10 protein-coding genes are annotated in these 11272 nt (G+C 72.9%); 2 read left to right on the forward strand and 8 right to left on the reverse strand.

Annotated features, from left to right (window positions below; translation table 11 throughout):
- Positions 1–71 precede the first annotated feature (71 nt).
- Positions 72–1493, reverse strand: a complete 1422-nt coding sequence (locus tag MHY29_RS03760; RefSeq protein ID WP_239238271.1) for a YdiU family protein — start codon at positions 1491–1493, stop codon at positions 72–74.
- Between the two features lie 301 nt (positions 1494–1794).
- On the opposite strand from MHY29_RS03760, the gene MHY29_RS12375 reads away from it, so the two are divergent.
- On the forward strand, positions 1795–2757 hold the full coding sequence (locus tag MHY29_RS12375) for a DUF559 domain-containing protein (RefSeq protein ID WP_305080739.1): 963 nt from the start codon (positions 1795–1797) through the stop codon (positions 2755–2757).
- Between the two features lie 132 nt (positions 2758–2889).
- On the opposite strand, the gene MHY29_RS03770 is transcribed toward MHY29_RS12375, so the two are convergent.
- The 3 genes from MHY29_RS03770 to MHY29_RS03780 all read right to left on the reverse strand — a co-directional run bounded on the left by MHY29_RS03770 (position 2890) and on the right by MHY29_RS03780 (position 5759).
- Positions 2890–3735, reverse strand: a complete 846-nt coding sequence (locus tag MHY29_RS03770; RefSeq protein ID WP_305080740.1) for an HpcH/HpaI aldolase/citrate lyase family protein — start codon at positions 3733–3735, stop codon at positions 2890–2892.
- Between the two features lie 49 nt (positions 3736–3784).
- Complete coding sequence (locus MHY29_RS03775) at positions 3785–4570, reverse strand: fumarylacetoacetate hydrolase family protein (protein ID WP_239238272.1); 786 nt, start codon at positions 4568–4570, stop codon at positions 3785–3787.
- Between the two features lie 145 nt (positions 4571–4715).
- A complete protein-coding gene (locus MHY29_RS03780) occupies positions 4716–5759 on the reverse strand; it encodes an LLM class flavin-dependent oxidoreductase (protein ID WP_239238273.1) in 1044 nt (347 codons plus the stop codon).
- Positions 5760–5880: 121 nt separating this feature from the next.
- Here MHY29_RS03780 and MHY29_RS03785 point away from each other — a divergent pair, with 121 nt between their 5' ends.
- Positions 5881–6510: an NADPH-dependent F420 reductase gene (locus MHY29_RS03785; protein WP_239238274.1), complete on the forward strand. Its 630-nt coding sequence runs from the start codon at positions 5881–5883 to the stop codon at positions 6508–6510.
- Positions 6511–6604: 94 nt separating this feature from the next.
- Here the strand turns inward: MHY29_RS03785 and hpaD are convergent, their stop codons facing one another.
- From hpaD to MHY29_RS03805, 4 genes are all read right to left on the reverse strand, one after another.
- Positions 6605–7771 carry a 3,4-dihydroxyphenylacetate 2,3-dioxygenase gene (hpaD, locus tag MHY29_RS03790; protein WP_239238275.1) on the reverse strand — a complete coding sequence of 389 codons (1167 nt, stop codon included), beginning with the start codon at positions 7769–7771 and terminating at the stop codon, positions 6605–6607.
- A gap of 304 nt (positions 7772–8075) precedes the next feature.
- The gene (hpaE, locus tag MHY29_RS03795) at positions 8076–9608 is read right to left on the reverse strand and encodes a 5-carboxymethyl-2-hydroxymuconate semialdehyde dehydrogenase (RefSeq protein ID WP_239238276.1); all 1533 of its coding nucleotides are present in this window, start codon (positions 9606–9608) and stop codon (positions 8076–8078) included.
- Positions 9605–10303: a GntR family transcriptional regulator gene (locus MHY29_RS03800; protein ID WP_239238277.1), complete on the reverse strand. Its 699-nt coding sequence runs from the start codon at positions 10301–10303 to the stop codon at positions 9605–9607. Before MHY29_RS03800 ends, hpaE begins: the two co-directional genes overlap by 4 nt.
- A gap of 2 nt (positions 10304–10305) precedes the next feature.
- A partial coding sequence (locus MHY29_RS03805) for a fumarylacetoacetate hydrolase family protein (protein WP_239238278.1) occupies positions 10306–11272 on the reverse strand: 967 nt, incomplete at its 5' end.

The following is an 11272-nucleotide window of genomic DNA, read 5'->3' on the forward strand; positions in this document are numbered from 1 at the left end:
ACGTCGGCCCCCGCCCTGCGCGGCGCGCTCGTCAGCGGACCGTCGTCACGTGCTCACCCCGGCCGCGCGGCTCACGTCCCGCAGAAGGTGACGAACGGGGCCTCCCCGCCGGCGCCGGGAGCCGGGGGGACGTCGAGGTCCGACGCGTCCGCCCGCGGGGTGAACGGCTCCCGCACCGCCGCCAGGACCCGTTCGACGTCGGCCAGGTCGCCGTCCTCGGCCGCGTCCAGGGCGGCCTGCAGGGGCCGGTTGCGCGGCACCCGCAGCGGGTTCGCGGCGCGGGCGAGCTCCGGGTCGGGGTCCAGGGCCCGCCACCGGGCGAGCCAGTCCGCGGGAAGGGGGAGGCCGGAGAGGTTCGCCCACGAGGCCGTCCAGTCCGCGCGGTCCTGCGCGAGGAGCCGCAGCAGCTCCGCGGCGAGGGCGTCTGAGTCCGCCGAGCGGGCCAGCCCCAGCTTGGCGGCCAGGCCGCCCTGCCAGGCGGCGTCGAACGCGGGGGCGAAACCGCCCAGGGCCTCCTCCGCCGCCGCGACGGCGGCCTCGGGGTCCGGGGCGAGCAGCGGCAGCAGGGCCTCCGCGAACCGGTTGAGGTTCCACAGGGCGATCCGCGGCTGCGCCCCGTAGGCGTACCGGCCGCCGCGGTCGATCGAGGAGAACACCGCGTCCGGGTCGAACCCGTCGAGGAACGCGCACGGACCGAAGTCGATGGACTGCCCGGAGACCGTCATGTTGTCCGTGTTCATCACCCCGTGCACGAACCCCACGAGCATCCACCGCGCCACGAGCTCCGCCTGCGCCGCCACCACCGCCCGCAGCAGCGCCAGGGCGGGGGCGGCGTCGTCGGCGTGGCCCGGATGGTGCCGCTCCAGGGACTCGGCGACCAGTCGGGTGAGCAGGTCCTCGGGTGCGCGGCCGGCGTGCACCAGGGCCGCGGCGTGCTGGAACGTGCCCACGCGCAGGTGCGAGTCCGCCACCCGCACCAGCACCGCGCCCGGCAGGACGCGCTGCCGGCGCACCGGGCCGCCCGTGGCGACGACGGCGAGCGCCCGCGTGGTCGGGATGCCGAGCGCGTGGAGGGCCTCGGAGACCACCAGCTCGCGGAGCATCGGGCCGAGCGCGGCGAGCCCGTCGGAGCCCTCCCGGGAGAACGGGGTGAGGCCGGACCCTTTGAGGTGGACGTCGTGGAGGGTGCCGTCCGGGGCGGTGAGCTCGCCGAGCAGCAGGGCGCGGCCGTCGCCGAGCAGGGGGGAGTAGGAGCCGAACTGGTGGCCGGCATAGGCCTGCGCCACGGGCCGCGCGCCGGGTCCCGGCTCCGTGCCCGTGAGGAACGCCAGCCCGGCGTCGGTCGCCAGCCATGCGGGGTCCAGGCCGAGCTCGGCGGCCAGCGGCGCGTTCAGCGCGGCGAGCGTCGGGGCCGGGGCGGGCCGGGCCTGCCACGGGACGGCGAGCTCGGGCAGGCGGTCGGCGAAGCGGTGCTGCAGCGCGGGAACGGGCATGGGGCCACGCTACGGCGCGGCAGTCGACCGTCCCAGCCCTGCCCGGTCGCCGGCCCCAGCCCCCGCGCCGAGTCGGCCGAATTCGACGCTCTCACGAGCTCGCCCATCCTCAGTGAGTCGGTTTCGGCCGAGTGAACCATGGGGTCGGACGGAGCCAGCCGTGCGTCGGTCGGTGCGGACGACGCTGTGCGCGTGTCGCCGGCCCGGACAGGTCCTGCACCGTGCACCACGATCCGGCCGCCGTCCCCAGCGGTCCGGTCCTGACCACGTCCGACCACCTCGTCCCGTCCACCGTGGGGTCATGCCCCTTCGTCCCCTCGCCCTGCCGGACTCTCTCATCTCCGGGCCCTTCACCACCCGGGAGCTCCTCGCCGCCGGTGCTCCCGCTCAGCGTGTGCGCTCACCCGACCTGCGGCGCGTCGCCCACGGGATCCACCGCCCCCGAAGCGCGTCCAGTTCCACGGGCGACGCGACCGCGGCGGAGCGCGGCTGGCTGCCCGAGGAGGTCCGGGCCTATCAGCGGATGGTGCCGCACGCCGTCGTCTCCCACACCACTGCGGCGCGCCTGCACGGGCTGCCCCTCCCCGCGTGGGCGGCGGACGAGCGGGACGTGCACCTGACCTTCACCGCCGGAGCGGGGCGAACCCGGCGACGGGGACTGGTGGCGCACCAGGCCGGCATCCCGGCGCTGGACGTCGCGCTGGTGGCCGGGGTGCGGGTGACGACGCCGCCGCGCACCCTGTGGGACCTGTGCTCGCTGCATCCGCGGCTGAGCGTGGAGGACCTGGTCGTCGTCGCGGACGCGGTCATGGCGCCCGGCTGGGACGACGAGCACGGCTTCCTGCCGGGGGAGCACTCGGCCGCAGCGCTCCGAGAGGCGCTGGGGCGGAGGGGCCGGTTCCGCGGCGTGCGGGCTGCGCGCAAGGTCGTGGAGCGCATGCGGGAGGACGTGGCCTCGCCCATGGAGACCCGCACGCGACTGGGGCTGGTGGATCAGGGCCTGCCGGAGCCCGAGGTGCAGGTGCGGCTGTGGGGCGAGGACGGCGCCAAGGGACCGGTGGTGGATCTGGCGTTCCCGCAGTGGAGGGTGGTGGTGCAGTACGAGGGCGCCCGGCACCGGACGCGGGAGCAGCAGGAGCGCGACGTCCGGCGGGACCGCTGGTGCGCCGACCACGGCTGGACGGTGATCAAGGTCGTGGCCGCCGACGTCCACGCTGGCCTCGGTCCTGTGGCGGCACGGATTCTTCGGCTCGCCCAGCGGTGACTCGTCCGAAAGCGACGCACTGCGGGGCAGCAGGCCCCCGGAGGGTCGGTTTCGGACGAGTCAGCGCAGATGGCCAGACCGGAGGGTCGGTTTCGGACGAGTCAGTGGGGATGGGGGAGGAGGCGCGCCCCCTCAGTACGACGCGCGGGACCCGGCGTCGTCGTCGGCCGCGGCCTCGGGGGCCGGGCACCAGGTGTCCGCGAGGGCCTCGGCGGCGCGGGCCAGGAGGGCGACGTCGGCGCCCACGTTCACGAAGTCCGCGCCGGCCTCGGCGTAGGCGCGGGCCTGCGGCTCGGCGAACGCGTTGACGCCCACCACGGTGCCGGCCGCGTTGGCGGCGGCGATCACGGACTGCACGGCCGCCACCACGTCCGGGTGGGTCTGCTGCCCGATCAGCCCCATGGACGCGGAGAGGTCCGAGGGCCCCACGAAGATGCCGTCCACGCCGGACGTCTCCGCGATGGCGCGGGCGTTCTCCACTCCGGCGGCGGTCTCGATCTGCACGAACAGGCCCACGTGGTCGGCGTCGTGCGTCAGGTAGCCGTCGATCCGGTTCCAGCGGCCCGAGCGGGCCAGGGCGGAGCCGACGCCGCGGACCCCGTGCGGGGGGTAGCGCACTGCGCGCACGGCCTCCGCGGCCTGCTCGGCGGTGTCGACCATCGGCACCAGCAGGGTCTGGGCGCCCAGGTCCAGGAACTGCTTGACGAGGACCGCGTCCAGGGACGGCACCCGCGTCATCACGGGCACCCCGTAGCCGGCGACCGCGCGCAGCTGCGCGAGCACGCTCTCCAGGGAGAGGGGGGCGTGCTCGCCGTCGATCAGGAGGTAGTCCATGCCGGCGCCGGCGCAGATCTCCGCGGCCGTGACGTCGCCGGAGCTGAGGAACATGCCCGCCGCGGGCCGGCCGCCCCGGGCCGCGCGCGCCTCGGGGGTGAAGAGGTCGCGGACCAGGGGCTGGGCGTTCAGACGGACGGGCATGGGGGGTCCTCTCGGGGGTGCGGGCGGCGGTCGGCGGGGTGCGGACGGCTCAGGCGAAGAAGCAGGTGACGGTGCCCAGGGGGCCGTAGTCCGCGGTGACGGTGTCCCCGGCGGAGACGTGCATGGGGCGGGTGAAGGAGCCGGCCAGCACGATCTCCCCGGCCGCGAGGGCGTCGCCGTGCTCGCCGAGGCGGTTGGCCAGCCAGTGCACGCCGTTGCCCGGGTGGTTGAGCACGCCCGCGGCCACGCCGGTCTCCTCGATGGTCTGATTGCGGGAGAGGGTGCCGGCCACCCAGCGCAGGTCCACGGCGTCGGGGGCGACGGGGCGGCCGCCGAGCACCATGGAGCCCAGGGCGGCGTTGTCCGCGATGGTGTCGACGATGGTGCGGCCGGCCAGCTCGATGTGCGCGTCGAGGATCTCCAGCGCGGGGACCACGTACTCGGTGGCGCGCAGGACGTCGAAGAGGTTCACGTGCGGGCCGCGCAGCTCCTCCTTGAGCACGAAGGCCAGCTCCATCTCGATGCGCGGGTTGGTGATGCGCGCCGTCTCGTAGACGTGGCCGGACTCGAAGACCTGGTCGTCGAAGATCACGCCGTAGTCGGGCTCGGTGATGCCGGTGGCGGCCTGCATGGCCTTGGACGTCAGGCCGATCTTGTGGCCGACGACGCGGCGGCCCGCCTCGACGCGGCGCTCCGCCCAGATGCGCTGGACCGCGTAGGAGTCCTCGACCTCCATGTCCGCGTACCGTGCGGTGAGCAGCGGGACCGGCGTGCCGGCCCGGCCGGCCTCGAACAGCTCGTCGGCGATCTTCACATGGGTGGCATGGTCCAGCACGATGTCTCCTCACGACGTCGGCGTCGGCGGGGGAGCGACGGCGCCCGCGCCCCCTCAATCGTATACGTTGCGGGGCGCGGGCGTGTGGCCCGGGTCACGATCGGGTCGCCGGGCGGTGGCGCCGCGTCGTCGTCGGCCACCCCGGTCAGGACGCGGCCAGCATGTCCTTCACGAGCGGGATGACCTTCTCGCCGAACAGCTCCACGGAGCGGCGGTTGTACTCGTGGGGGATGGGCCCGTGCTGGACCTTGAAGTTCACCCGGGTCGCGTCGAGGTCGGCGATCCCGCGGGCGATCTTCTTGGCCACGGTCTCGGGGGATCCCACGCCCATGAGGGAGTGGCGCACCTCGTGCATCAGCCCCTCCATGCCCATGGAGCCCCAGCCGCGCTCCGCGCCGAGGCGCTTGTGGTGCTCCAGGTAGTGCGGGGCGAACTGCTCGAGGGCGGCCTCGTCGGTCTCCGCGACGTGGCCGATCATGTGGAAGCCCACCTGCGTCTCGCCCGCGTGGCCGAACTTCTCGCGCGCGTCGCGGTAGAGTTTGGCGAACGGGGCGAACCGCGCGGACGGGCCGCCGATGATCGCGAGCATCAGGGGCAGGTCGTGGCCGGCGGCGCGGATCACGGACTGCGGGGAGCCGCCGACGGCGACCCACGCCTTCAGCGGCTCGGCACCCTCCAGCGGCGGATAGAGGACCACGTCCTCCAGGTTCTGGGTGAGCTTGCCGGTCCAGGACGCGGGGTTCGGCTGCTCGGCGCGCAGCTCGGCGAACAGGGCCAGCTTCTCCTCGAACAGCTCCTCGTAGTCGGAGAGCTCGTAGCCGAACAGCGGGAAGGACTCGGTGAAGGAGCCACGGCCTACGATCGCCTCGGCGCGGCCGGAGGAGAGCGCGTCGAGGGTGGCGAAGCGCTCGTAGACGCGCACGGGGTCGTCGGAGGAGAGCACGGTGACGCCCGTGCCCAGGGTCAGCCTCTCGGTGCGGCCGGCGATGGTGGCCAGCACCATGTCCGGGGCGGAGACGGTGTAGTCGTCGCGGTGGTGCTCGCCGATGGTGATGCCGTCGACGCTCGCCTGCTCGGCGGTCTCCGCCAGCTCGACGACGTGGCGCACGCCCTGCGCGTGCGACTCCAGCTCGCCGTCCAGGGTGCTGGTGCGGTCGCCGAAGGTGTCGATGTGGAACTCCACGTCCATGGTGTGCTGCCTCTCCTGGCCGATGCGCGGCCGCCCGGATGTGGGGACCGTCTCATGCGGGGCTTCCTGCATCGGGAACAACAACCCAGGGGCCGAGGTTATTTCAAACATGAATGACACCATGACCGTCGGCCTGATCGGCCTGGGCAAGCTCGGCTCGGCCATCGGACGCCTCACCGCCGAGGCCGGGCACCGGATCCTCGTCGCCGACCGCCCCGACGACCCCGTGTTCGGCCTCGTCCTGGAGAGCGTCCTTCCGGAGGCCCGCGCCGTGCCCCTGGCAGAGCTGCTCCAGGAGGCGGACGTCGTCGTCCTCGCCGTGCCCCAGCCTGCCCTGGCGGGCTTGGACCTGACGGCCGCGCGCGGCGTCGTCGTGGACGCCACCAACGCGTGGGAGTACACGGACGGGCCGGACTCCGAGCACCGCATGGACGCGGACGTGTGGGCCGCGCGCGCCCCGGGGGTGCGCGTGGTCAAGTCCCTCAACCACGCCGCCTACGCGGAGCTGCTCGCCGACGCGCGGGAGCACGGCGCCGCCGGCCGGCGCGCCCTGGCCGTGGTCGGCTCCGACGACGACGCCGTGGCCCGCGCCTCCGCCTACGTGGACTCGCTCGGCTTCGACCCGGTCCCGGGCCCCTCCGCCGCGGCCCCGCTGCTCGAGCCGGACGGGCCGGTCTTCGGCGTGCGGCTGGACGCCGACGGCATGCGGGCCGCGCTCGCCGAGGGCCTCGAGGCGGACTCCGCCCGCTGAGCCCCCGCCTCTGCGTCCACTCGTCCGACATCGACCCTCCCGAGGCCCTGCGAGGGTCGGGAGGGTCGAAGTCGGACGACTGAGCGCGCTCGGGTCAGAGCTGGTTCCCCAGCTTGTACTCGCCCTGCTTGTACTCGGGCATGGACTCCTCGCCCTCGTCCTCGCGGGTGTAGGAGAAGCCGTCGGCGCCGATGGTCACGGCCATCTCGGAGTCGTCGGTGCGGGAGACCAGCGGCTGCAGGTTGCCGTCGAGGTCCAGCACGCGGGAGGCGTCGGTGTACCACGATGGCACGACCGGGGTGCCCCACCAGTCGCGGCGCTGGTTGTCGTGCACGTCCCAGGTGACCACGGGGTTGTCCGGGTCGCCCGTGTAGTAGTCCTGGGTGTAGACCTCCACGCGGTGGCCGTCCGGGTCGCGCAGGTACAGGTAGAAGGCGTTGGAGACGCCGTGGCGGCCCGGGCCGCGCTCGATGTGGTCGGACATGCGCAGGGCGCCGAGCTTGTCGCAGATCGCCAGGATGTTGTGCTTCTCGTGGGTGGCGAAGCAGACGTGGTGCATGCGGGGGCCGTCGCCGCCGGTCATGGCGGTGTCGTGCACGGTGGGCTTGCGGCGCATCCACGCGGCGTACACGGTGCCCTGCTCGTCCTGGATGTCCTCGGTGACGCGGAAGCCCAGGTCCTGCATGAACTTGGCGGCGCGGGGCACGTCCGGGGTGACCTGGTTGAAGTGGTCCAGGCGGACCAGGGCGCCCGGGGTGTAGAGGTCGTACCGCCAGGCGAGGCGCTCCACGTGCTCGGTCTCGAAGAAGAACTCGTAGGGGAAGCCCAGCGGGTCCTCGACGCGCACGGAGTCGCCGACGCCCTTCACGAAGCCGTCCGTGTTCCGCTCCACGCGGCAGCCGAGCTCGGTGTAGAAGGCCACGGCCTTGTCCAGGTCCTCGGGGGTGCGCACGCGGTAGGAGAATGCGGCGACGGCGGCGGTCTCGCCCTTGCGGAGGATCAGGTTGTGGTGGATGAACTCCTCCATGGAGCGGAGGTAGACGGTCTCCTCGTCCTCCTCGGTGACCACCAGGCCGAGCACGTCCACGTAGAAGTGGCGGGACGCGGCGAGGTCGGTGACCACGAGCTCCATGGACGCGCAGCGCAGGATGTCCGGGGCCTCGGCCTTCGGCGTCGGCAGCGGGTTCGCGGGGGTGATGGGGGCCTCTTCGGTGACGAAGAAGCCGGAGGAGGTCTTCTTGCGGGACTCGAGGTTGCTCATGGTCTCTCCTGGTTCAGGCGGTGCCGGCGGGCCGGGGTCCGCGCGGCGGGAGGAAGTGTGGTGCAGGCCACGCTCGGGAATGGATCGTATATGATCCGGCGTCCGCTGGGAAGTGGGCCGGGACGCGGCCGATGCGGTGGGGTGGAAGGGCAGGGCGGTGGCGCTGCAGCCCGGGACGACGCCGGCCCCGCACCTCCACGTGGGGGTGCGGGGCCGGCGTCGTGACGGGTGTGCATCTCCCGCACGAAAGGGGGCGACACGCCGTCCGTTTCTCGAACGAAAGCGCTCGGGGGAGGGGTCAGGCTCAGGCGTCGCCGGTCTCCTTGGACTCCTGCTTGCCGAACACCGGGTTGTGGACCTCGCCGAGGTTGATGTGCACGGCCTGCTGATCGGTGTAGAAGTCGATCGAGCGGTAGCCGCCCTCGTGGCCCAGGCCGGAGGCCTTCACCCCGCCGAACGGGGTGCGCAGGTCCCGCACGTTGTTGGAGTTCAGCCACACCATGCCGGCCTCCACGTTCTGCGCGAAGTTGTGGGCGCGCTTGAGGTCATTGGTCCAGATGTAGGCGGCCAGGCCGTACTTGGTGTTGTTGGCCAGCTGCAGGGCCTCCTCCTCCGTGTCGAAGGGGGTGACGGCCACCACCGGGCCGAAGATCTCCTCCTGGAAGATCCGGGCGTCCGGCTTTACGTCCGCGAACACGGTCGGCTGCACGAAGTTGCCCTCCGGGAAGCCCTCGGGGCGGCCACCGCCGGCCACCAGGCGGGCCTCGGTCTTGCCGATCTCCACGTAGGACATGACCTTCTCGAAGTGCTCCGGGTGCACGATGGCGCCGACCTCGGTGGCCTCGTCGTCCGGCAGGCCGACCTTCACACGGGACGCCTGCTTGGCGTAGCGCTCCACGAACTCGTCGTAGATCGGGCGCTCCACGAGGATGCGGGAGCCGGCGGTGCAGCGTTCGCCGTTCAGGGAGAACACGCCGAAGATGGTCGCGTCGATCGCCGCGTCCAGGTCCGCATCCTCGAACACCACGGCCGGAGACTTGCCGCCGAGCTCCATGGACAGGCCCTTCAGGTGCGGGGCGGCGTTGGCGAAGATGATCTGGCCGGTGCGGGACTCGCCGGTGAAGGAGATCAGCGGCACGTCCGGGTGCTTGACGAGCGGGTCGCCCGCGTAGCCCTCCTCGCCGAAGCCGTGCACCATGTTGAACACGCCCTTCGGCAGACCGGCCTCCTCGAAGATCCCGCCCCACAGGGAGGCCGAGAGCGGGGTGAACTCCGCCGGCTTCAGTACCACCGAGTTGCCGGTGGCGATGGCCGGGGCCAGCTTCCAGGACTCCAGCATGAACGGGGTGTTCCACGGGGTGATCAGGCCGGCGACGCCGATCGGCTTGCGGTTCACGTAGTTGATCTGGCGGCCCGGCACCTTGAAGGTGTCGTCGTGCTGGGCCACGATCAGGTCCGCGAAGAAGCGGAAGTTCTCGGCGGCGCGGGCGGCCTGGCCCCTCGCCTGCTTGATCGGCAGGCCGGTGTCGAAGCACTCCATCTCGGCGAGCTGGTCGCCGCGGGTCTCCATGATGTCGGCGATCCGGTGCAGCACGCGGGAGCGCTGGCGCGGCAGGGCCTGGGACCACTCGCCGGACTCGAAGGCCCGCTTCGCGGCGGCGACGGCGCGGTCGATGTCCGCGGCCTTGCCGGAGGCGGCCGTCAGGTACGGCTCGTTGGTCACCGGGTCGAGCACCTCGAAGGTGTCGCCGTCGATCGAGTCGACGAACTCGCCGTCGATGTAATGGCGCAGGACGTCGGGCAGGCCCTCGGGCTTGCGGTCGTTGATCTCGGTCATGAGAGCTCTCCTTGGTGGGCGAGGTAGGCGTGCAGGGTGTTCAGGCGGTGGGCGCGGGCGGCGGCCTCGATCTCCTCGAAGCGCGCCCCGTCCTCGATCAGGCGCAGCAGGTGCTCGTGCTCGTCCACGGAGGCCACCGCTCGGCCGGGCACGTACGCGAACGTGGACGAGCGCAGCGCGGCCAGGCGGTTCCAGCCCCGGTGCACCAGGTCGTGCACATGCGCGTTCTGGTGATGCTCGAACAGGATCGAGTGGAAGCGGCGGTTGAGCTCGGTGAACGCCACCGGGTCCCAGGCCTCCTCGGACTCCGTCATCGCGCGCATGGTCGCGTTCACGTCGCGGGCCGCCGCGAGGTCCTCGGCGGTCACGTGCGGGGCGCACTGGGCGGTGGAGAATCCCTCCACCAGCGCCAGCGTCTCCATGGTGTGGCGGTACTCGACCGGGTCGATGCCCACCACGGTGGCGCCCACGTTGCGCTCGTAGGCGACCAGGTTCTCGGACTGCAGGCGGCGGATCGCCTCCCGCACGGGCACCACGGACATGCCCAGCTCCGCGGCGATCTGGGACAGCACCAGCCGGTCGCCCGGCTCGTGGCGCTGGTCCCTGATCCCCTCGAGGATCGCCTGGTAGGCGCGGTCCGCCTTGGAGACGGGGGTGCCGGCGAGGCCGAGCGTTCCGATGTCCGTCCGGCGCATGCTCAGGCGTCGCCCTCCGGGGCCGGGGCGTCCGGCAGGGTCTTGCGGTACTCGTCGAACTTCGCCTTCCACTCGGCGTTCGGGGGGAACATCCCGTCCACCGGGTGGCCGGCCTTGACCTGCTCGTACGCCCAGGTGTCCTGGAGCTCCTGCTCGTAGGCGTCGTCCACGACCTCCTGGAGCAGGGACGGCGGGATGACCACCACACCGTCGTCGTCACCGACGATGATGTCCCCGGGCTGCACGGTGGTGCCGCCGCAGGCGATGGTGCCGCCGACCTCCCACGGGATGTGACGGCGGCCCAGCACGGCCGGGTGCGTGGCGCCGGCGTAGACCTGGAGGCCGACCTCGGCCACGGCGGCGGAGTCGCGGATGCCGCCGTCCGTGATCACGGCGTTCGCGCCGTTCACCTGGGCGCGCAGGGCCAGGACGTCCCCGAGGGTGCCGGTGCCGTGCTCGCCACGGGCCTCCATGACCACCACGTCGTCCGGCTGCACCGAGTCGATGGCCCGCTTCTGGGCGTTGAAGCCGCCGCCGAACTCCTTGAAGAGGTCCTCGCGCTTGGGGACGTAGCGCAGGGTCTTGGCGTAGCCGAGGACGCGCCGACCCTGGTGGATCGGGCGCGGGCCGTCGATGGTCGCGTTCTGGACGCCGCGCTTCTGCAACTGGGCGGTGAGGGTGGCCACCGCGATGGCGTCGATCTTGGCGCGCAGCTGAGGGGTCAGCAGGGAGCGGTCCGGCTGCGGGGCGCTCGCGACCCAGTGGCCGTTCTCGTCCACCGCGGTGGACGCCGGGGCGGCGTCGTCCTGTGCCCGGGCGTCCTCGACGGGGGCGAGGCCGGCGGCCTCGCGGGAGCCCCAGGCCTCCTCGCGCTGCAGGTCGTCCACCCGGGGGCCGTGGCCGTAGTCGGCCATCGGGATGTCCGAGTCCGTCACGTGCGTGATGAGGCGGCCGGTGGAGGGGGCGCCG

This window comes from Micrococcus sp. ACRRV, from assembly GCF_022346985.1.
Lineage (GTDB): Bacteria > Actinomycetota > Actinomycetes > Actinomycetales > Micrococcaceae > Micrococcus > Micrococcus porci.